The following is a 20,736-nucleotide window of genomic DNA, read 5'->3' as shown; positions in this document are numbered from 1 at the left end:
CTACCTACGTAGGAGGCGAGCAAAGTTGAGGTTCACGGTTCGCAGACCGCCTACCGGCGCGGTCTCCCCGTGCAGTCACCGCCCGTCCGGCGGCGATGTTGCGTGCAGCATGGACGTCGGCGTTGCGATCCCGGGTGACCCGGTAGGACGTGACCCCCGCGGGCACCGGGCGAGGCAGCCGGAACCGCACCCAGCCCACCTTGGGCACCCACACCCGACCGAACTGGCGGTTCAGCCGCTCGACGTGATGCGGTTTGACCGCGACCTGCCGGAACCCCTCGTGCACACCGGCTTTGCGCCACGTCGGGCGACGGTGCGTGCCGGTGAAGAAGTTTTGCATCGCCTGCGTGAAATCCCGCAACGCCTGCTGCTGCACCGTCTGACTCGCCGCACAAAGCCACCCGTACTCGGCGCGGGCCTCGGTCAACTGCGCACACTGCTCGTTGTAGCCGGGCGCGTGGCGTCCCGGCCGCCAATACTGTTGCTGCTCGACGGCCAGGTTCCACACATACCGAGTTGGCGGCAATGCTCAGCCAACGCCGCCGCCTGCTCAGCAGTAGGAAGCAGCCGATATCGCGACACCCTCGCAACGTAACCCCTACCACCGACAAAGCACCGAAAGGAGAAGCGGCGCACCCTCCCCCGACTCAAGCCAGAGGTCTCCACGCCGCAACTACAAGATGAGCCCAACCGTCACCACGACCGCTGCCCACTGCGAGGCGGTGCTCGACGAGATCCAACGCGTCGTCGTGGGCAGGCGCCCAGCGCTGACGCTGATCCTCACCGCGCTGCTGGCCCGCGGGCACGTCCTCATCGAGGACCTTCCCGGACTCGGAAAGACACTGATCGCGCGCTGCTTCGCCGCCGCCCTCGGCCTGGAGTTCAAGCGTGTGCAGTTCACGCCGGACCTGCTGCCCGCCGATCTGCTCGGCTCGACCATCTACGACATGCGGTCGGGCCGGTTCGAGTTCCGGCCTGGGCCGATCTTCAGCAATCTCGTTCTGGCCGACGAGATCAACCGGACGCCGCCGAAGACGCAGGCGGCGTTGCTCGAGGCGATGGCCGAGCGTCAGGTGAGCATCGACGGTGTCACCCACGGACTGCCGGAGCCCTTCATCGTGCTGGCCACCGACAACCCCATCGAGTACGAGGGCACCTACCCGCTGCCCGAGGCGCAGCTCGACCGGTTCACGATCCGGCTCGAGCTCCGCTACCTCACCGAACACGACGAGGCGGCGATGCTGCGCCGCCGCCTGGACCGCGGTTCGGTCGAGCCCACCGTCGAGCGCGTCGTCGACGCGGCTGGGCTCATCGCCATGCGCGAGTCGGTCGAGCAGGTGACGGTGCACGAGGACGTCCTGCAGTACGTGGTGTCGTTGGCGACCGCGAGTCGACAGCATCCGCAGGTCGCGGTCGGCGCCAGCCCGCGCGCCGAGTTGGATCTCGTCCAACTCTCCCGGGCGCGTGCGCTGCTGGCCGGCCGTGACTACGTCATTCCCGAAGACGTCAAGGCGTTGGCCGTGCCCGCCATGGCACACCGCATCAGCCTGCGTCCAGAGATGTGGGTCCGGCAGGTGCGGACGGTCGACGTGGTGGAGGAGCTGCTGCGGCGACTCCCGGTGCCACGCACCCGCGGCGCGACATGACCGAGACGGGTAGCGCTGACGTCGAGATGCGTTGGCGCGCTTCATCACTGTCCCTCTCGCTGGCCACGTGCGCCGCGGTGGCCCTCGCGGCCGCGCTCATCGGATCCCGTTGGCAGCTCGTCGCGTTCGCGGCACCGCTGCTGGGCGCGCTGGTGTCGCTGCACTGGCAGCGGCAGCCGCCCAGCGTCCAGATCCATGCCGAACCAGCCCTGGTGCGCTGCTTCGAGGACGAAGAGGTTCGGCTGACGGTCTGGGCCACGGCGAGCGACGGCGCCCCGGTGGACGTCACGGTCGTCACGGCCGTTGGCGCGTCCTTCGACGTCTCGGAGGGGCCGTCGGGACGAATCGCGGTCGTGTTTCGCGCCGAGCGGTGGGGCCGGTATCCGATCACGCTGCGGGTCGGCGTCGGCGCGAGGGGCGGTCTGCTAGTGGGGCGCGCCGCGGCTGCGAACACCGAGGTGGCCGAGGTCTTCGTATTCCCCGTCGCCCCAGCACAATCCACTACGTTGCCGCGGACCGAACTGCTCGATCGACTCGGCTCACACATGACACGGCACGTCGGCAGGGGTGTCGAGTACGGCGGCATCCGCGCGTACGTGCCGGGCGATCAGTTGCGCACGGTCAACTGGCCGGTGAGCGCCCGGCGTGGCAGCCTGCACGTGACCGAGCGGCTGAGTGAGCGCGCGGCCGACGTCGTCGTGCTCGTCGACACCCACGACCAGCCACCGGGACCCGCCACCGAGTCCACCGAGCGGACCGTGCGCGGCGCCGTCCAGGTGGTGCAGAGCGCGCTGCGAAGCGGCGACCGGGCAGGCGTCGTCGCGCTCGGCGGGACGCCTAGATGGATGGGCGCCGACATCGGGCGCCGCCAGTTCTACCGCGTGCTGGACGCGATGCTCGGCGCAGGCGATGGGCACGAGACCACGACCGGCACGCTCGCACCGCGGGCGGCGATCCCGCCGGGCGCCATCGTCGTCGCGTTCTCTACGCTTCTCGACACGGACTTCGCGCTGGCGCTGATCGACCTGTGCCGCCGAGGGCACGTCGTCGTGGCGGTGGACGTTCTCGACGGCGCGCCGTTCGACGACCTCGATGACCCGCTCATCGCCCGGATGTGGTCGATGCAACGGGCGTTCATGTACCGCGACATGCGCACGATCGGTGTGGATGTCGTGCCCTGGTCCGTGGACGGAACCCTGGACCAGGTGCTGCATCTGGTTCCGCGCCGCCGCCGCGTCTCGGGAAGGAGATGACGGGATGCGTGCACTGTCCCTCGCGTTCGGCCTGCTGATGGTGGCCGCGGGAACCGTCCAGAGCGGCGGCCCCGCGCTCGTCGTCGCGGCGCTGGCACTGGCGGCGGTGGTGGTGGGGCTGGTGTCCCGCGTGTCCGCGACGGTGGCGGTGGTGGCGACTGCCGCGGCGCTCGCGCTTTCGGGTCCGTCGCCGGTGATCGCCGCGCTGGCCGGTTTGGCGGCGACGGTCTACCTTGCGCTGCAGCACGCGAGGGCAGGTGACACGTCGACCTCGCTGACGGCGCCGACAGTGCTTGGCGCCCTTGGCCTTTCTGCCGCCGCCGTGCTCGGTACCTCCATCCAGCTGGCGTTGCCGTGGGTGCCGTTGGTGGCGCCGTTGGCCGTGGTGGCGATCTACGTGATCGTCATCGCGCCGCTGGTCAGCTGATGACGGGTCCGCCACCCCCGTTGCAGGTGTCGTCCTGCGGCGGGCAGTCCGGTTCGAGCTTCTCTTGCGGCGGAATCTTGGTGGGCAGTTTGGGCTTTGGTTTCACCGGCGAATCGGTGGTAGATGGTGCGTCGCTCGACGGTTCGTTCTTGGGTGGGTCGATGACGGGCGCAGGCTGCTGCTCGTCCTCGTCGTCCTGCTGAGGGCTTGGTTTGGGACGGGTGGTCACTGGCGTGGCGGTCTCCGGCGTCTCCTTGGGGGTTCTCGGCGGTGGCTTGTCGGATGGCCCTGGGTCGTAGGTGGTCTCGGTGGGCGGCGCGATGACGACGGTCGTCGTCGGGACGACCGCCGGTGGCAGCATCGCAGGAGTGTCGCTGGGCGCAGTGCGTTGAGCGACCGACGGGGTGGTGACCGCAGTGGTGGTCGACGTCGGGGTGATCGGTTCGTTGGAGTCCGCGGGAACCACCCGGAACGCGGCAGGCGCGCCGAGCACCGTTGCGCCGCCGATGGCGACCAGCACCAAAACGGCGCCGAGAGCAGCCCGCAACGGGCGGCCGCCGGAGTTGGATCCCCAAGGGAGGTCGGCAATGTCGAGATCGCGCGGAGGCCACCAAGAGGCGTCGTCCTCGGGACCGACGGGGGCGAGCCCGGCCGGGGGCACGTCGAGCACCGCACGGTCCAGCGTCTGTTCGCGCAGCCAGGCAGGCGCGGGAACGAGTACCGGGGCGGCGCCGAGTAGCGCAGCCGGATTGACCATCCTGGCGCGTTCCTCCTCGCAGACCACGCAACCGTCGATGTGCTGGCGACGCGCTTGCGCATCAACACCGTGAACTGGCCGTCCCACAGGTCCAGGATCGCCGCGAGTTCGGGACAGCGGTCGGGGCCGGCCTTGGCGCGCTTGCACAGCAGCAGCGCGCCCAACGAGCGTGCGATGGTGTCGCGGAGTCGTTCGACCAAGGGGTTGGCGTTCTTCGGTGTGACGCCAAGGGCGTCCGCGAGTTGGGGGCCGTCGAGTCCCTGGCGGCACGCCAACTCGAGCACCACGCGGTCGCGGTCGGACAACCCGTTGCTGGCTTCCCTGACGAGTTCGGCCAGCTCGCTGCGGGCCGCCAAGGTGGCCAGATCTGCGTCGTCGCTGGGCATTTCGGGTAGTTCCTCGCTGAGCTGTTCACGCTTGCGGTCACGGATCCTGGAGAGCGCCTCGGAGCGAGCGATCGCATACAACCACGACCTCAATCGATCGGGTTCGCGCAGTTGGACTAATTTGGTTGCCGCGGTGAGGAATACGTCCTGCACGCAGTCCGCGGCGGCGTCCCGGTCCCGCAACATGGCAACGCAGAAGTCGTGTAACCGGTCGGCGTAGCGATCGTAGATCTCGGCGAAAGCCAGCCGGTCGCCGGCGGCCGCGGCCCGTGCCAGCAGCACGCCACTGGTCATGGCTCCACCCCCACAGCACACCCCTCGCGTGCCAAGGAGAACAGCATCGTCGCGGCCTACCCGTCTGGCAATGACTCGTGAACAGCCGTCGTCCCCGGAACTAACGAACCTGGACTTGGCCGGCCGTGACGGGCCGCTGCGTGAACCGGTAGTAGCCGTAATCGGTGGCGGTGGTAGTGCCGAGGAGCTGGTGGCTGGCGTCGTACACCTTGCAGATCTGGTCGCGGTCGACCCCACGTCGCTGCGTGCTGTACACACCGAGTGTTGCCCCGGCGGCGTACAGCTCCCGGTGTTGCTCGCACGTCGGCTTCATGTTGGTGGCGGCGGTGGCCGGGGCACTCATCGCCAGTGTGCCGATGGCGACGGCCGTGGCTCCGAGGGCGGCGGTGGTGAGATTGCGGAGGGTGGTGAGGTTGGCGTTCATGGTGTTCTCCCTGTGTTTGTCGCGGCCGGTATGCCGCGATCACAGGTAGGAGCATCGGGGCGCCCGAATTCCCTCACTTTTTTCGGAGATCTCTTCCTGGCGGCTAGGGTTCCCACCGATGACAGGTGTCAAGTTCGATCGGCCCAGCTGGATCGCCCGACTGCTGGACTTCCAGCGCGACGGCGACGTCTTCGTCGCACCACAGCCGTCCGGCGGCCCGGGTAAACGCCTCTTCGGCGGACTGATCGCGGCCCAGTCGTTGGCGGCCGCGGGCGCCACCGTCGAGCCCGACAAGCTGCCGCAGTCGCTGCACCTCTACTTCGTCCGCGGCGGGGAGTACGGCGTCGACGTCGAACTCAACGTGGTCCGGACCCGCGATGGCCGGTCGTTCGACACCCGCCAGGTCACCGCCATACAGCACGGCAAGACCATCCTGGAGATGATCGCGTCGTTTCATCGGCCGGAGCAGGGCGCCGACTGGCATCCGACTCCGCCGCCGGGCATCGACTTCGACGCCGCCGTCCCGAAGGAGCCCGACCTGGGCTTCGCGGGCCGCTTCGAGATACGCGCGACCCCCGGCGACGATTCGCCGTTCGTGGTGCCCCCGTTCTGGATCAGGACCAGGGACCCGATCGAGGACGACCCGCTCGTCCGTGCCTGCACGCTGACCTTGATGTCCGACATTGGCCCCGTCCCCGTCGCACGGCCGCCGGGTACACCGCTGCGCACCGCGGCCGGCTACGCGGCGAGCCTCGACCACGCGGTCTGGTTCCACCGCCCGTTCGTGCCGGCCGAGTGGCACCGTTATGAGGTCAACCCGCTCAACAACGCCGACGCGCGGGGACTCGTCGTCGGCTCGATGTACGACCTGGCGGGGTCGTTGGTGGCCAGCACCAGCCAGGAAGCGCTGTGGCGATTCTGATGCTCGAAGCTGGCCGAGCGGTGCATCGCCGGTCGCTCCGGCTGGGAGAGAATGAAGTGTGAGCACACCCAGCATGCCGAGCACGCCAGCAGCCCCGCCGAGCTGCTATCGGCATCCTGGCCGGGGCACGTACGTCAGCTGCACCCGCTGCCATCGCCCCATCTGCCCCGACTGCATGCGCGATGCAGCGGTCGGCCACCAGTGCGTCGAGTGCGTCAACGAGGGCGCCACGTCGGTGCGCCGGGTGAAGACGGCCTTCGGCGGGAAGCCGACGAGCCGCCCGTGGGTCACCTACACGCTGATCGTGGCGAACGTGGTCATGTTCGTGCTGCAGAAGGCGGCGCCCGACGTGACCAAGGCGTTCGTCCTCTGGCCGTGGGGGATCGCCCACTACGGCGAGGTATACCGCCTGGGGACGTCGGCCTTCCTACACGCCGACCTCATGCACATCCTGTTCAACATGTGGGCGCTCTACGTGATCGGTGGTCCGCTGGAACAGTGGTTGGGCCGCACGCGCTACCTCGGTCTCTACGCGTTGAGCGGCCTTGGCGGGTCCGTGCTGGTCTATCTGGTCACACCGGTGGATGGTGCGACGTTGGGCGCGTCGGGGGCGATCTTCGGGCTCTTCGGCGCGACGTTCGTCCTGGCCCGCAAGCTCAACTTCGACGTTCGGTGGGTCGTCGGGCTCATCGTCATCAACCTGGTGTTCACCTTCGTGGCGCCTGGGATCAGCTGGCAGGGCCACATCGGCGGACTGGTGACCGGCGCGGCGGTGGGCTGGACGTACGCCTACTCGCCGAGGGAGAACCGCGTGTTGATCCAGGCCGGTCTCTCGCTCGCCGTGGTGCTGCTCTTCGCTGCTCTCATCTGGTGGCGGACGACCAGCCTGTTGGTGGGTGTCGGTTAGGGGCTGGGCGGCGCGCCGCACCGGTCCTTGATGTCGAAGAGCGGCTGCCGGATCCCCGTGATGTCGTTCTTGACGTCAGGGTGAACGTTCAGATAGTCCTTCATCTGCTTCGACACCTGTTCCCTGGGAAGCCCTTCGAGGCTGGTCACGAACCAGTTGTAGTCCGGATGGCTGAACAGGTACGCCGACGTCGAGGCGGAGACGCCCGACCGGACGCCCTCCAGGTCGGCCGCCGTGCAGTTCGGTGGGTTCAGGGCCGGATCCTCGTTGGCGAAGGCCGAGGGGAGGGCCCCGAACAGGGTCGTGCCGATCAGCCCACCGGCGAGCACGGCCCCGCCGGTCAGGCGAAGCGCGGTGCATCCACGAGATGACGGGGCCGGTGATCCAATGGCTGACATGGACGTGCTCCTTTGTGTTTGAGAAGAGTTTGCCGTGAAGGACGCCATGGCGCTTGGCTTAGGAGGTAATTCACAGGTAATCGGTACGACGCTCACAGTCCACATACTGGCGGCTCCCATGTCGTGGCGAATCGCCGATCGCGGAACACCTTGATAACAAGCCGATTACGCCACGGCGCGGGGGCCGCGGCCGCCCTTGACGGCGCTGTTAGCTTGCCGGAGTCAGGGTGCACTAGAGATGGGATCCAGCCGTGTTGGCGACGTTCGTTAGTGGAGTTCGACGCGCGTGGACGCGACGGCTGGCCGTGTCCGCGCTCGTCGTGGCGGCGATGGCGGGGCTGGTCGGCGGCGTCGGACTCGTGCCGACGGCCGCGGCGTACTCGCGCGAGGGCCTGCCCATCGAGCTGCTCAGCGTGCCCTCGCCGTCGATGGGACGCGACATCCACGTCCAGTTCCAGGGCGGCGGCCCGCACGCCGTCTATCTCCTCGACGGCCTGCGTGCACAGGACGACGCCAGCGGTTGGGACATCAACACCGCGGCATTCGAGTGGTTCTACCAGTCCGGGGTGTCGCTGGTGATGCCGGTGGGCGGGCAGTCCAGCTTCTACTCCGACTGGTACCGCCCGGCGACGGGAAGCGCGGGCACCCAGACATACAAGTGGGAGACGTTCCTGACCCAGGAGCTACCTGCATATCTCGCCGCCAACAAGGGGGTCGCACCCACCGGCAACGCGGTGGTGGGCCTGTCGATGTCCGGCGGAGCCGCGCTGACCCTGGCAGCGTATTACCCGACGCAGTTCGTGTTCGCGGGTTCGCTGTCGGGCTTCCTCAACCCGTCGCAGGGTCTGTGGCCGACCATGATCGGCTTCGCCATGAAGGACGCGGGCGGCTACAACTCCACCGACATGTGGGGCGTCGCGAGCGACCCAGCCTGGCGGCGCAACGACCCGATGGTCAACCTACCGACACTCGTCGCGAACAACACGGCCATCTGGGTGTACTGCGGCAACGGCAGGACGTCCGACCTGGACGCGTCAGGCGACTTCGGCGTTCAGTACAGCGCTCAGTTCCTGGAGAACATCACCATCAACACCAACAAGGACTTCCAGAAGCAGTACCTGGCTCTCGGTGGGCACAACGCGGTCTTCAACTTCCCGAACGACGGCACCCACAGCTGGGGGTACTGGGGCGCTCAACTGCAGGCGATGAAGCCCGACCTGCTCAGAGTGCTCGGCGCTGGCGTGCCACCGCCTGCCGTCGCGCCGCCTGCCGTGCCACCGCCTGCCGTGCCACCGCCTGCCGTCGCGCCGCTAGTGGGGTAGAAGTGAGGCATGGCCAGTGTCGACGTGTCAGTGACCTCCAAGCTCGCTCCCGACAAGGCGTGGGCGCTCGCGTCCGACCTCGGGCGCTTCGACGAGTGGTTGACCATCTTCGGCGGCTGGCGCAGCCCCGTGCCCGACGTCATCGAGAAGGGCACCGAGGTTTCGTCCCTGATCAAGATCAAGGGCTTCCGGAACACCATCCACTGGGAAGTGACGAACTACGACGCACCCAGGCGCATCGAGATGTGCGGGAAGGGCTTCGGGGGGGTCCAGATCTCGCTGACCACCGACATCGCCGACGACCATCCCGGCACCACCTTCCACCTCGTTGCAGACCTCAGCGGCGCCGTCCTCAGCGGGCCGGTCGGCAGCCTGGTCGCGCGGTTGATCAAGGGAGACGTCAAGCGGTCGGTGCAGAACCTGGCGAGCCTTCAGTAACGGGTATCGCCACTTCGTCGCGGTTGCTGCTGACGTCCGTCCCTCCGCGGCCCCGTGTCAGACCCGGCAGCTGATCTCCATGCTGTCGCTGTCCCTGGCGAGGAAGTTCACGCTGACATACCCGTTGTCCGGATCGCGGACATAGTCGAGATAGGGCTGGGTCTCGGCCATGTTCGTGTTGTCCGCGACGATCAGCGTGCCAGGCGTCAAGTGCGGCTCCAGCAGCTCGATGACCGGAAGGTAGAACTCCTTCCAGCCGTCGAGCAGGACGAAGTCGACCGGGCCGTCGACCGTCTTGAGAGTCTCGAGTGCGTCGCCTTCGAGCACCGTGATGAGGTCGGAGAGGCCTGCCTCGGTGAAGTTGTTCTTGGCCGTCGCGATCTTGGCGGCGCTCAACTCGGTCGTGACGACGCGGCCGCTGCCGTTGTCCTTCACGGCCGACGCCAGGTGGATGCCGGAAAGCCCCAGCGACATGCCGAACTCGACGACGGTCTGCGGGCGCGTCGCGCGCACCAGCGAGTAGAGCAACCGTCCGGCCTCGGGCGTGACGGGCATGTACACGTCGCTCAGCGCGTCGGCGCGTTCCTGTGCGGTGGCCGTTGCCAGATCGGCGAACCGGCCTCCGTCGTTGCGCAGCTGGGTCATCTGCTCGTGGGACTCGGTGTACATCCGATCCAGCGCCGAGGCGATCTTGGTGTCTGTAAGTGTGCTCATGATTCGACGCTACGCGGCGGCGCCGTGTCCGTGCTTTGTTCCTCTCGGGCCGTCAGTTCTCGAGGAACTTGAAGTTGTGTTCGAGCGGATCGCGGGGGACGTGGAGCGCGTTGGCGGAAAAGTCCGGGTCCGGGTAGCCGATCGCCAGACCGCACAGGATCCTGGTGTCGTCGCCGATGCCGAGTTGCTCCCGGACGGTGTCCGCGTAGCCCGCGATCGACACCTGCACGCAAGTACCCAGGCCGCGGGCCGTCAGCGCCAGCATGAACGTCTGCAGGAACATCCCGACACCGAGCGCGTCGACGAAGTCCAGATCGCGGTGTATGCAGACGATGCCGGCCAGCGGGGCCCGGAAGAACTCCCAATTCCGTCGGACCGCGATGCGTCTGGCCTCGGCATCGTGGCGGGGGACACCCATCGTTCCGTAGACCAGCGCGCCGAGGTCGCGCCGAAAGTGGTCGAACTCCTCCGGCAGCGGCGGCACCTCCGGCGCCCCGGCGTCGGCGTCGGCGAGCAAGGCCTCGACCAAGCGGTCACGCGCAGGGCCGGAGGCGAATACCACCCGCCACGGCTGGATGTTCGAGTTCGACGGCGCCCGGACGGCGAGTTCGAGCGCCTCGGTCACCAGTGCCGTCGGCACCGGGCGGCCGCGGAGGAACAGGCGCGTCGAGTGACGAGCTGCGATGGCGTCTTCCAGGTCGTACATCGTTGCCTCCCTTCTTGGTGATTTCGGAGCGCTAATCCGCGCTCACCGCGGTTTTGCGCGCCGAAATCGCTATGGCGCGGGCCGAAATCGCAATAGTTGGGGTGGGTCAGATGGTGGTGACGTAGCCGCCGTCGATGCGGACGTCGGACCCGGTGGTGTTGCCCGAACGGCTACTGGCCAGGAAGACGGTAAGGTCGGCGACCTCCTGCGGGGTGGTGAACCGTCCCGTCGGTGCGCCGGCCGATACGGAGGCCACCACGTCGTCGGGGGTCGCGCCACTGGCGGAGGCGAACTTGGCGGCCACGCCGTCCTCGGCCAGCCAGAGACCGGTCGAGACCGGCCCAGGGCTGATGGTGTTGACCCGAATTCCCTTGGGGCCGAACTCCTTCGACAGGCTCTTCGCGTAGTTGGCCAGCGCGGCCTTGGTGGCACTGTAGTCGACGATGTTCCACTCGGGCAGCGTAGCGTTGACCGAGCCGATGTTCACGATCGAGCCGCCGCCACGGGCCAGCATCTGCGGGATGGCCACGCGGGTGGTGCGTACGGCCGACATGAAGTTCAGTGACAGCGCGGCATCCCACTCCTCGTCGGTGACCGACAGGATGCCGTCGAAGCGGGTGGCCACCGCCCCGGCGTTGTTGACCAGGACGTCGACGCCCCCCCGTTCGGCGGCCGCGGCGATCAGCCCGTGTGGACCCTGCGCTGTCGAAAGGTCGGCGGCGATGAAGGTGGCCGACCCGGCGGCTTCGAGCTCCTGCAGTTCGGGGGTGTTATGCCGGGCGCCCGCGATGACGAAGGCCCCTGCTTCGGCGAACGCCCGGCTGACGGCCAGGCCGATTCCCTTGCTCGCTCCGGTGACGACGACGACCTTGTCCGTGAGGTGCATGTCCATGCCCCATACCTTCCCCTGTCGTCGGCGTGTTTGGGGCACAACAAGGGGCGGCCCACCTAGGGCAGCTCCAGCACGGCGTTGCCGACGACCGTGCGGTCGAGCAGTGCTCCCGCCGCGTCGGCTACGGCCTCCCAGGACGTGCGGAGACCGATCTGGGATCGACCGCCTCGGCCGTGACCAGTTCCAGCAGGTACTCGAGATCCGCCCGGAGGGTGCGGACGGTGAAGGGCTCCAAGCGCTTACGCGCACCACCTCGACGGTCAGCCTCGAAGTTGATGGTCGACGGACTGCCATCCGCTACCAGGCTGAAGGCCTCGGCGAGGAGCGATCCGAGACGTTCTCGAGAACGCCGAACACCGGCTCGCGCACCGCCGTCGTCGCACCTCAGGGCAGCCGCCGTGGCCGCCTCCGCGCGGCGAAAAACGTTGCCGCCAAAGCCTTCTACGCTCGCGATCGACGATCGAGGTCTCGAACGCCCTGCTGAATGACGGTGGATAGTACATTCCCCTGGGCGGACGCTCTGGCGGCCTCGCAACGGCCCCGCGGACACCGGCGAGGGCCCTTCTGACCCATGCGGCGAATCGATCCCTGGTCGCGGAAGGCGCGCCAACGATCGACGTCGCACCGAGCCGAACCCCTCCATCAGTGACCATCAGCCGCGGAGTGCGCACTTCGGTAGTGACCATGTCATCCCTCGACGCTAGGAAGTGGGCACCCCGATCCGCATCGTGCCGAAGTCCGGTCTTCGTCTCCTACCGTGGTCGGAGCCGGATGCTGACCATGGCGCGACATAGACACCGCGCCGACTCCGGCCACCTGAGATGATGACCCCATGGGTGTCAGGGGAGCCGCGAGACCGACCAAGGCCGACGTCGCTCGCCTTGCCAACGTCTCTCCGGCGACCGTCACCTACGTGCTGAACGACGTCGCGGGCCAGACGATCTCGGCGCAGACCAAGGCTGCCGTGCAGTCGGCGGCCAAGGAACTCGGCTACCGGCCGAACCTCGCGGCCCGCAATCTGGCGGTCGGTGGCAGCGGTGTGATGCTCTACGTCGTTCCGCGTATCTCGTTGGGCGAGTTGCTGCTTGAGGTCGGCAGCAGGTTGACCACGGCACTCGCCCGCCACGGCGTGGTGCTTTCGCTGCAGTTCGAGACCGACGACGGCCGCAACGTCGTCGATGCGGTGGCCAGTCTCAACCCCATTGCGGTGACGAGCGTGTTCCCGCTGGGTGGTGCCACTCTCGAAGCCGTGACGGCCGCGCACATCCCGCAGATCCACCTCGGCAGCGCGCAGCTGCATGCGATGGGCACGCTGCATCTGACGATCGGTGGGAGGTCGACCTGCCCAATGCGGTGCTGTCGTCGACGTCCACCATCCGCGGCTGGGACAGCCTTCCCGCGTTCATCCCGTGACGGCGAGCCTCGTCAGGACTGGGACGAGATCACGCCGGAGTGGACGACGGCGGCGCTCGCGGGACACCACCCCGACGCGACGGTCGAGAAGGTCACCGTCGACCTTCGCGACGACGGCACCAACCGGCGTGCCCGACTCGGCGTGACCTATTCCGCCGGGTCCGGTCCCGCGACCGTGTTCGTGAAGGCCGTCGACCCTGATCACAGGGCGATGATCGAGATGACCAGCGGTCTCCTGCACGAGCCCGCGGTTGTTCGAGCCGAAAGTCGTTCTCCCGCTGGAGCATCCGTTGGTCTACGCGGCCCTGATCGACGAGGCGGAACGACTTCATCCTGGTCATGGAGGACCTGACGGCCCACTGCGCCGACCCGCGCGATGCGACCAGGCCGCTCACCGTCGAGCAGGCGGGCAACGGGGTCCGCGGACTGGCCCGGTTGCATGGCGAATTCTGGGGACACCGCGTCGAGCGGCCGGAACTCGACTGGCTCGAGCCGTTCGTGCCATGGGACGGCACGCAGTACGTACCGCTGCCCGCCGGGCTGGAACGCCTCGGCGACGACGCCCCGGCGCACGCCCTGAGCATCGACGCCCTGATCGACGACGTCTGGAAGGCCCTACATCCGCACTCTCGTCATGTCGTCGGTGACGCTGCTGCACGGTGACGCCCACATCGGCAACACCTACCTGACGCCTACGGGCAACGTCGGGTTCCTCGACTGGCAGGTCGCGCGGCGCGGCAACTTCGCGCTGGACCTCGGTTACTTCCTGCAGGTCGCCCTGACCACCGAGGACCGCAGGGGCCACGAACGCGCGCTTCTCGCCGAGTACCGCGATGCCCTCGGTCTACCCGCCGACGAGCTGCCGTCGCGCGACGAGGTTCGGCTGAGGTACCGCGCCTCGGTCGCGCACGGCCTGACGCTCTGGGACCGCATCGATCCCACCTCGTGTCTGGACGCCGAGAAGGACACTCGACTCGAAGCAGGCTAGTCGCACCTCTACGGTGTAAGCGGCGGGGACAGTCGCATGACCGATGAAGGGTGTCGAGGACGTTGTTGGGCCACGGACTGGTCGTCCTCTTCGCGTTGTGCTCGGCCGTCTGCATGGCCGTCGGCATCGTCGTCCGGCAGCGCGCCACCATGGACGTGCCCTCTGACCAGGGCGTGAGCACCGTCATGATCGCCACCCTGCTGCGACGACCGGTCTGGTGGGCGGGCACCGCCGCGGCGGTGGCCGGCTACGGGTTCCAGGCGCTGGCCCTGATGAAGGGGTCGTTGATCCTGGTCCAACCGCTTCTGGTGTCGGCGCTGCTGTTCGCGCTGCCGCTGAGCGCGCGGTTGGCCGGCCGCCGCGTCACCCGTCGAGAATGGCTGTGGGCGGGCCTTCTGACGTTGGCACTTGCGCTTTTCGTGCTGCTCGGCCGCCCCGCTCCGCAGGGACGCGCGGCGTCCCTTCCCGTCTCGACGATCGTCGCCGTGCTCTGTGGCATCGTCATCGTGGCTTGCGTGGTGCTCGCCCGCCGCACGGACGGCCTGCAGCGGGCGGTGCTGTTCGCCGTGGCCGTCGGCGTCCTGTTCGGGGTGGTGGCCGTCGTGACCAAGATCGTCATGCACCTGCTGAGCGAGCGGGGCGCGCTCGGCCTGCTCTCTACCCCGGCGCCGTACGTGTTGCTGGTGGTCGGCGTCGTGGCGACCCTGCTACAACAGTCCGCATTCCATGCGGGTGCGCTCCAGACGTCTGTGCCGACGATGTTGGTTCTCGAACCCGTCGTGGCCGTCTGCCTCGGTGCCGTCGTACTTGGCGAGGAACTCGACGTCAGCGGTTACGAGCTGATCGCCCTGGTCCTCACGGTCGCGGCGATGACCGCGGCGACCTTCTCGCTCGGCCGCGGCGAAGGCGCCTACGAGGCCGAACTCGAGATCGAGCCGGCTCGCCCCGCCGCGTGACCCAGCCGAGCGCTGATCTTCGCCCCGAACGTGCGCAGACTGCCGTATTGCCGTGGCGTGTCGTGAGCAGACGCGCACGCTCGCGCGAGAGGGAAGCTAACCCAGCGTCGACGTGTAGTAGGTGACGCCGTTCATCGTCGGCTGATCATCGCCGGTATCCGGGATCGCCGCGAAGCCGTTGGAGGCCAGAAGAACCCCCATCGGCGTGCCGACCGACGTCCAGCCGCGGGCTCCGAGGTAAGCGCCGACGTCGTTGCGTTCGCCGTGGAATCCCAGCTCGGCAAAGTCGAGGTCGAAGCCGTGCTCGCGCCACTTGGCGGTGGACTCGCGCATCTTCTCGCGTGCTGCGTCCATGTCGACGTCGCCCTGGTTCGGCACGGCCTCGCTGCCCAGTCGGCTGCCCGGCGCGCCCAGTTCGGTGACGGCGTCCAGCAGACGGTCCTGCGCTTCGGGGGGCAGATAGCCGAACAGTCCTTCGGCGATCCACGCCGACGGCTTGGTGGTGTCGAAGCCGGCCGCCTCAAGGGCCGTCGGCCAGTCCTCGCGTAGGTCAATGGCCACCGTGTGCAGGTTGGCCTTCGGCTCGGCGCCGAGGCCGGCCAGTGTCGTCGCCTTGAACTCGATGACCTCGGGCTGGTCGATCTCGAACACCGTCATTCCAGCGGGCCAGTCCAGCCGGTACGCGCGGGCGTCGAGTCCGGACGCCAGGATCACGGCCTGCCGGATGCCGTCCTTCGCCGCGTCGGCGAAGAACTCGTCGAAGTACCGGGTGCGCGCGGCCATCGCGGCGGGCATCTGCGCGAGGCCCCACGCCGTGCCCTCGTCGTCGACGTCCGCGGCCGTCAGGTCGCCCGTCGCCCAGCGTGTGAGAAAGTCCACACCGACCGCGCGCACGAGTGGCTCGGCGAACGGGTCGTCGATGGATTCGTCGTTGTTCGCGATCGCCCGCGCTGCCGCCACCATGGTCGCCGTAGCCCCCACGCTGGTCGCAAGATCCCAGGTGTCGTCGTTGGTCCGTGTCATCGTCCGCCTCTCAAAGGTATTACTTAGACACTATAACAAATGTCATCCAGAGTGGCCTTGCTCACAGCAAACTGCCAGGTCAGGCATTTGGGGCATATCCTTAGTTTTGCTAACGTTGTTGTGTCTAGGTGCGGCAGGGAAGCCTCACCAGAACCGACTTTCAGTCATGTACGTAGGGGATTTCTCATGTCGAATGATGAGCGCTCGCGCGAAGAGCGTGACGCAGACACTCGCGAAGCGCGCCTCGCGCGCCGCATCGCCGACCTGTCCACCGACGACGAACAGTTCGCCGCCGCAAAGCCCGATGACGCCGTCACCGCTGCCGCCGACAAGGCCGGCCGACTGCCCGACGTCGTCCGCGCCGTCTTGGAGGGTTACGCCGACCGGCCTGCGTTGGGGCAGCGGGCCGTCGAGTACGTCACCGACGGTGGCCGCACCACGGCAAAGCTGCTGCCCCGCTTCGACACCGTCAGCTACGGCGGGCTGTGGGAGCGCGTGCAGGCCCTCGGCGCCGCGCTGCACAACCAGCCCGTCCAGCCCGGGGACCGTATTGCCATCCTCGGCTTCACCAGCGTCGACTACACCACCTTCGACATCGTCACTACGCAACTCGGCGCGGTGTCGGTGCCGCTGCAGACCAGTGCTCCGCAGGCTCAGCTGCAGCCGATCATCGCCGAGACCGAACCCGCCGTGATCGCGTCCAGCATCGACTTCGTCGACGACGCGGTGGAGCTGATCCTCGCCGGAGAGCAGGAGCGAAGCGACTCGGGAGATGTCTCCGCGGACCCTGCCCCCGCCCGCCTGATCGTGTTCGACTTCGCCCACGAGGTCGACGACCAACGCGAGGCACTGGAGGCGGCGAAGGTGCGGCTGCAGCACAGCGGCGTGGTCGTCGAAACCCTGACCGACGTGCTCGCCCGCGGCCGCGAACTCACCGCGCCGCAGTCGGTCGTCGCCGACGGTGACGACCCCCTTTCGCTGCTCGTCTACACCTCCGGCAGCACCGGTGCTCCCAAGGGTGCGATGTACCCGGAGGCCAAGGTCGCCAACATGTGGCGCTCGGCAGCCAACTCGCACTGGGACGAAAACCAGGGCGTGCTGCCCACGATCGCGCTCGCCTTCCTGCCGATGAGCCACGTCATGGGCCGCGGCGTCCTGTACGGAACTCTGGCCAGCGGCGGCACGGTGTACTTCGCCGCCCGCAGCGACCTGTCCACCTTCCTGGAGGACCTGGCGCTGGCCCGGCCCACGCAGATGAACTTCGTGCCCCGCATCTGGGACATGCTCTACCAGGAGTACGTCAGCGAGGTCGACCGGCGCGGCGTCTCGGATGCCGCGGGCGAAGAGCATGTCATGGTGGATCTCCGTCAGAGCCTGCTCGGCGGTCGCTTCGTCACCGCCATCACCGGATCCGCCCCCATCTCGCCAGAACTGAAGTCGTGGGTGGAGTCGTTCCTCGACATGCACCTCGTGGAGGCCTACGGCTCGACTGAGGCGGGCGCAGTCTTCGTCGACGGCGTGATCCGGCGTCCACCGGTGATCGACTACAAGCTGGTCGACGTGCCCGAGCTGGGGTACTACGGAACCGACGTGCCGCATCCCCGCGGCGAGCTGCTGGTCAAGTCCGATCAGCTCTTCCCCGGTTACTACAAGCGACCCGAGGTCACCGCCGAGGTGTTCGACGCCGACGGCTACTACCGGACGGGTGACATCGTCGCCGACCTCGGCCTCGACCAGGTGAAGTACCTGGACCGACGCAACAACGTGCTGAAGCTGTCCCAGGGCGAGTTCGTCACGGTCTCCAAGCTCGAGGCGGCGTTCACCGACAGCCCGCTGGTGCGACAGATCTACATCTACGGCAACAGTGCGAGGCCCTACCTGTTGGCCGTGGTCGTGCCGACCGAAGATGCCCAATCCCGTTACGACGCACGTGAACTCAAGTCCGTCATCAGCGCGTCACTGAAGGACGCGGCACGCACGGCGGGTCTGCAGTCCTACGAGGTGCCCCGCGATTTCATCGTCGAGACGACGCCATTCACGTTGGAGAACGGGTTGTTGACCGGCATCCGCAAGCTGGCGTGGCCGCGACTGAAGGAACGCTACGCCGCTGAGCTCGAGCAGCTGTACGTCGACATGGCCGACGGCCAGGCGGGGGAGCTGCGTGCGCTACGGCAGAGCGGCGCCGATCAACCGGTGCTGGAGACCGTCAGCCGCGCCGCCAGCGCGCTGCTCGGCGCAGCCGCCACCGATGTGCAGCCCGATGCCCAGTTCACCGATCTTGGTGGAGACTCGTTGTCGGCGTTGACCTTCGCCAACCTGCTGCACGAGATCTTCTACGTGGACGTGCCCGTTGGCGTGATCGTCAGCCCGGCCAGCGACCTGGCCGCCATCGCCGCCTATGTCGAGACGCAGCGCGCAGGCGGGGCCAAGCGGCCGACCTATGACGCCGTGCACGGCCGCGACGCCACCGAGGTGCACGCCAGCGAGCTGACCTTGGACAAGTTCATGGGCCCTGAAACTCTTTCAACGGCTTCAAAGCTACCCGGGCCAGCCTCCGAGGTTCGCACCGTATTGCTCACCGGCGCAACGGGATTCCTGGGCCGCTACCTGGCGCTCGAGTGGCTCGAGCGAATGGACCTGGTCGACGGCAAGGTCATCTGCCTGGTCCGCGCCAAGGATGACGCCGCCGCGCGCGCCCGTCTCGACGCGACGTTCGACAGCGGTGACCCAAAGCTGTTGGCGCACTACCAAGCCCTGGCGGCCGAGCACCTCGAGGTGTTCGCAGGCGACAAGGGCGAAGCGAACCTGGGCCTCGACGACGCCACCTGGCAGCGGCTGGCCGACACCGTCGACCTGATCGTCGACCCCGCGGCGCTGGTCAACCACGTGCTGCCGTACAGCCAGTTGTTCGGGCCGAACGTGCTCGGCACCGCGGAGCTGATCCGCATCGCGCTGACGACGAAGATCAAGCCGTTCGTCTACGTGTCCACGATGGCCGTCGGTGCGGGGATGAACCCCGCCGACAACACCGAGGACGCCGACGTCCGCGTGGTCAGCGCCACCCGCAAGGTCGACGACACCTACGCCAACGGCTACGGCAACAGCAAGTGGGGCGGTGAGGTGCTCCTGCGCGAGGCGAACGACCAGTTCGGTCTGCCCGTCTCGGTGTTCCGCTGCGACATGATCCTGGCGGACACCACCTACGCCGGACAGCTCAACCTGCCCGACATGTTCACCCGCATGATGCTCAGCCTGGTCGCGACGGGCGTGGCGCCTGCCTCGTTCTACGAGCTGGGCGCCGACGGCCAGCGGCAGCGGGCGCACTATGACGGCCTGCCCGTCGAGTTCATCGCCGACGCCATCGCGACGCTGGGCGCGCATCTAATCGAGACGGATACGACGGCATTCCAGACCTATCACGTGATGAACCCATACGACGACGGCATCGGCATGGACGAGTTCGTGGATTGGCTGGTCGAGGCCGGCTACTCGATCCGGCGCGTGGAGGGCTACGGCGACTGGCTGTCGCGGTTCGAGACCACGCTGCGGGCGCTGCCCGAGAAGCAACGGAACGCGTCGCTGCTGCCGCTGCTGCACAACTATCAGACGCCCGAGCACCCGATCAACGGGTCGATGGCCCCGACGGACCGGTTCCGCGCGGCGGTGCAGGACGCGAAGATCGGCCCGGACAAGGACATTCCGCACATCTCCGCGCCGGTGATCGTCAAGTACATCACCGACCTGGAGGTCCTCGGCCTGCTGTAAACCTCGCGATTTCGGCGCGCTGGGTTGCGTTCATCGCGACTGAGCGCGCCGAAATCGCTAGTTGCCGAAGCCGATGAGGCTGTGCAGCCGCGGCGTGTAGACCACGCAGTCCGCGTCGAGGGCCAGGATCCGCTCGGCTTCGGTGGTCGCGAGCACCCCGGCGGGCTCGCGGCCGATCAGCACGCCGGCGTCGACGCCATCCTTGTCATCGGAATAAACTCTGACGCCTGCCGATTCGAGGCCGGACCGCTCGTCGAGAACGGTCGCCAGCACCTCCTTGCCGACCGCGCCCGTACCCCACTGAATGATGCGACATGCCATGTGGTGCCCCTCTCAGGCCCGCCAGGACGACCAGCGCGTGATGGTGACCGTGACGACCGGCCCGTCCAGTGCGACCCGTTCGTACTGCGGGTACTCGTGTCGTAGCGCCGCGTAGCCGATGGCCATCTCCTCACCGCTCTCGTGAACGGCCGCAACGCCATCCGCGCGGATCCACCACAGCTGCGTCCAGTCGGCGTCGTAGTGGTCGACCAGCAGGCTCACCCTGGGGTTCGAGGCGATGTTCGCCAGTCGTCGCAGTCGGTGCGTCGACTTCCGCTTGGCGTCGACGGCGGTGTAGACGGTGGTGGCCTCGCCGCTCGTCCTGACGGCGAACACCACGGGCACGAGGTGCGGTGCGCCGTCGGCGCCGACCGTCGCGAGCACGGCGACGGGGGCCCTCGCGAACGCGGCCTCGACGTCGAACTCCGTCATCGCCGCTTCGGCATCTGCGGGCTGACGCTGAGCGGAGACCGGGTGACGTTAAATTCGGGCTTCTTGGTGTTGGTGGGCTGTCGAGGGATGATCACCGGCGCCCGTTCGATCTCGGAAGCCGACGGCGGCAGCGGCGGTGGCGGAGGAGGCGGAGGAGGAGGCGGCGGGGGCGGAGGCGGCAGCTCGCTGGTGATCACCGGGGTGGTCGCGGTGGTCGGTGCCGTCGTCGTCTCGGTCGGAGCGGGAACCTTCTCGTCGCCGGAGGATCCGCGGAAGGCGAGAAGTACGACCGAAACGACTAGTGCGACCACGGCGAGCGACGCTGCGACGAGCGCGACGATGGCCGAGCGGG

Annotated in this window: 22 protein-coding genes and 2 pseudogenes; 12 read left to right on the top strand and 12 right to left on the bottom strand. The window is 67.9% G+C overall.

What is annotated here, in order from left to right:
* Positions 1–4: 4 nt before the first annotated feature.
* Positions 5–526 (bottom strand): hypothetical protein, encoded by a 522-nt coding sequence (locus QOI01_RS08900; protein WP_526379993.1) that lies wholly within the window; start codon positions 524–526, stop codon positions 5–7.
* Between the two features lie 154 nt (positions 527–680).
* Between QOI01_RS08900 and QOI01_RS08895 the strand changes: the two genes are divergently transcribed.
* From QOI01_RS08895 to QOI01_RS08885, 3 genes are read left to right on the top strand one after another with little or no spacing between them, the layout of a single operon-like run.
* Positions 681–1,646, top strand: a complete 966-nt coding sequence (locus tag QOI01_RS08895) for an AAA family ATPase (protein ID WP_526379991.1) — start codon at positions 681–683, stop codon at positions 1,644–1,646.
* On the top strand, positions 1,643–2,899 hold the full coding sequence (locus QOI01_RS08890; RefSeq protein WP_526379989.1) for a DUF58 domain-containing protein: 1,257 nt from the start codon (positions 1,643–1,645) through the stop codon (positions 2,897–2,899). Before QOI01_RS08895 ends, QOI01_RS08890 begins: the two co-directional genes overlap by 4 nt.
* A gap of 4 nt (positions 2,900–2,903) precedes the next feature.
* Positions 2,904–3,326, top strand: a complete 423-nt coding sequence (locus tag QOI01_RS08885; RefSeq protein ID WP_526379987.1) for a hypothetical protein — start codon at positions 2,904–2,906, stop codon at positions 3,324–3,326.
* On the opposite strand, the gene QOI01_RS08880 is transcribed toward QOI01_RS08885, so the two are convergent.
* The 3 genes and pseudogenes from QOI01_RS08880 to QOI01_RS08870 form a co-directional block, all read right to left on the bottom strand.
* Complete coding sequence (locus QOI01_RS08880; protein ID WP_526380031.1) at positions 3,319–4,170, bottom strand: hypothetical protein; 852 nt, start codon at positions 4,168–4,170, stop codon at positions 3,319–3,321. The two genes, QOI01_RS08885 and QOI01_RS08880, sit on opposite strands and share 8 nt — an antisense overlap.
* 140 nt (positions 4,171–4,310) lie before the next feature.
* A pseudogene (locus tag QOI01_RS08875) lies at positions 4,311–4,655 on the bottom strand (RNA polymerase sigma factor); the annotation flags it as partial.
* Between the two features lie 208 nt (positions 4,656–4,863).
* Complete coding sequence (locus QOI01_RS08870; RefSeq protein ID WP_526379985.1) at positions 4,864–5,187, bottom strand: hypothetical protein; 324 nt, start codon at positions 5,185–5,187, stop codon at positions 4,864–4,866.
* 118 nt (positions 5,188–5,305) lie between these two features.
* On the opposite strand from QOI01_RS08870, the gene QOI01_RS08865 reads away from it, so the two are divergent.
* Complete coding sequence (locus QOI01_RS08865) at positions 5,306–6,109, top strand: acyl-CoA thioesterase (RefSeq protein ID WP_526379983.1); 804 nt, start codon at positions 5,306–5,308, stop codon at positions 6,107–6,109.
* Between the two features lie 73 nt (positions 6,110–6,182).
* Positions 6,183–7,016: a rhomboid family intramembrane serine protease gene (locus tag QOI01_RS08860; RefSeq protein ID WP_526380020.1), complete on the top strand. Its 834-nt coding sequence runs from the start codon at positions 6,183–6,185 to the stop codon at positions 7,014–7,016.
* On the opposite strand, the gene QOI01_RS08855 is transcribed toward QOI01_RS08860, so the two are convergent.
* The gene (locus tag QOI01_RS08855) at positions 7,013–7,414 is read right to left on the bottom strand and encodes a hemophore-related protein (RefSeq protein WP_526379981.1); all 402 of its coding nucleotides are present in this window, start codon (positions 7,412–7,414) and stop codon (positions 7,013–7,015) included. The genes QOI01_RS08860 and QOI01_RS08855 overlap by 4 nt on opposite strands.
* Before the next feature lie 329 nt (positions 7,415–7,743).
* On the opposite strand from QOI01_RS08855, the gene QOI01_RS08850 reads away from it, so the two are divergent.
* Both QOI01_RS08850 and QOI01_RS08845 read left to right on the top strand, forming a co-directional pair.
* Positions 7,744–8,736 carry an alpha/beta hydrolase gene (locus QOI01_RS08850; RefSeq protein ID WP_526380018.1) on the top strand — a complete coding sequence of 331 codons (993 nt, stop codon included), beginning with the start codon at positions 7,744–7,746 and terminating at the stop codon, positions 8,734–8,736.
* A 9-nt stretch (positions 8,737–8,745) separates the two neighbouring features.
* Positions 8,746–9,174, top strand: a complete 429-nt coding sequence (locus QOI01_RS08845) for a type II toxin-antitoxin system Rv0910 family toxin (protein WP_526379979.1) — start codon at positions 8,746–8,748, stop codon at positions 9,172–9,174.
* A 57-nt stretch (positions 9,175–9,231) separates the two neighbouring features.
* On the opposite strand, the gene QOI01_RS08840 is transcribed toward QOI01_RS08845, so the two are convergent.
* The 3 genes from QOI01_RS08840 to QOI01_RS08830 all read right to left on the bottom strand — a co-directional run bounded on the left by QOI01_RS08840 (position 9,232) and on the right by QOI01_RS08830 (position 11,486).
* Entirely contained in the window at positions 9,232–9,891 is a 660-nt protein-coding gene (locus QOI01_RS08840; RefSeq protein ID WP_526380016.1) for an O-methyltransferase, read from the bottom strand.
* Positions 9,892–9,940: 49 nt separating this feature from the next.
* Positions 9,941–10,594, bottom strand: a complete 654-nt coding sequence (locus QOI01_RS08835; RefSeq protein ID WP_526379977.1) for a nitroreductase — start codon at positions 10,592–10,594, stop codon at positions 9,941–9,943.
* A gap of 106 nt (positions 10,595–10,700) precedes the next feature.
* Positions 10,701–11,486 carry an SDR family NAD(P)-dependent oxidoreductase gene (locus QOI01_RS08830; RefSeq protein WP_526379975.1) on the bottom strand — a complete coding sequence of 262 codons (786 nt, stop codon included), beginning with the start codon at positions 11,484–11,486 and terminating at the stop codon, positions 10,701–10,703.
* An 832-nt stretch (positions 11,487–12,318) separates the two neighbouring features.
* On the opposite strand from QOI01_RS08830, the gene QOI01_RS08825 reads away from it, so the two are divergent.
* The 4 genes from QOI01_RS08825 (at position 12,319) to QOI01_RS08810 (ending at position 14,843) form a co-directional block, all read left to right on the top strand.
* Entirely contained in the window at positions 12,319–13,251 is a 933-nt protein-coding gene (locus QOI01_RS08825; RefSeq protein WP_526379973.1) for a LacI family DNA-binding transcriptional regulator, read from the top strand.
* On the top strand, positions 13,239–13,562 hold the full coding sequence (locus QOI01_RS08820; protein WP_526379971.1) for a hypothetical protein: 324 nt from the start codon (positions 13,239–13,241) through the stop codon (positions 13,560–13,562). Before QOI01_RS08825 ends, QOI01_RS08820 begins: the two co-directional genes overlap by 13 nt.
* Entirely contained in the window at positions 13,534–13,887 is a 354-nt protein-coding gene (locus tag QOI01_RS08815; protein ID WP_526379969.1) for a phosphotransferase, read from the top strand. Before QOI01_RS08820 ends, QOI01_RS08815 begins: the two co-directional genes overlap by 29 nt.
* 62 nt (positions 13,888–13,949) lie before the next feature.
* The gene (locus QOI01_RS08810) at positions 13,950–14,843 is read left to right on the top strand and encodes a DMT family transporter (RefSeq protein WP_526380014.1); all 894 of its coding nucleotides are present in this window, start codon (positions 13,950–13,952) and stop codon (positions 14,841–14,843) included.
* A gap of 96 nt (positions 14,844–14,939) precedes the next feature.
* Here QOI01_RS08810 and QOI01_RS08805 read toward each other — a convergent pair whose 3' ends face one another.
* Positions 14,940–15,866 carry a class I SAM-dependent methyltransferase gene (locus QOI01_RS08805; RefSeq protein WP_526379967.1) on the bottom strand — a complete coding sequence of 309 codons (927 nt, stop codon included), beginning with the start codon at positions 15,864–15,866 and terminating at the stop codon, positions 14,940–14,942.
* Between the two features lie 186 nt (positions 15,867–16,052).
* Between QOI01_RS08805 and car the strand changes: the two genes are divergently transcribed.
* Positions 16,053–19,631 carry a carboxylic acid reductase gene (gene car / locus QOI01_RS08800; RefSeq protein ID WP_526379965.1) on the top strand — a complete coding sequence of 1,193 codons (3,579 nt, stop codon included), beginning with the start codon at positions 16,053–16,055 and terminating at the stop codon, positions 19,629–19,631.
* 57 nt (positions 19,632–19,688) lie between these two features.
* Here the strand turns inward: car and QOI01_RS08795 are convergent, their stop codons facing one another.
* The 3 genes and pseudogenes from QOI01_RS08795 to QOI01_RS08785 form a co-directional block, all read right to left on the bottom strand.
* Entirely contained in the window at positions 19,689–19,952 is a 264-nt protein-coding gene (locus tag QOI01_RS08795; protein ID WP_526379963.1) for a hypothetical protein, read from the bottom strand.
* 12 nt (positions 19,953–19,964) lie between these two features.
* Positions 19,965–20,384 carry a TIGR03668 family PPOX class F420-dependent oxidoreductase gene (locus QOI01_RS08790; RefSeq protein WP_526379961.1) on the bottom strand — a complete coding sequence of 140 codons (420 nt, stop codon included), beginning with the start codon at positions 20,382–20,384 and terminating at the stop codon, positions 19,965–19,967.
* Positions 20,381–20,736, bottom strand: a pseudogene (locus QOI01_RS08785) (hypothetical protein); the annotation flags it as partial. The pseudogene QOI01_RS08785 and the gene QOI01_RS08790, both read right to left, overlap by 4 nt.

This window comes from Mycobacterium sp. (assembly GCF_032162605.1).
GTDB lineage: Bacteria > Actinomycetota > Actinomycetes > Mycobacteriales > Mycobacteriaceae > Mycobacterium.
Note: the sequence above shows the minus strand (reverse complement) of the source record. Positions and strands in the feature narration are given on the sequence as shown.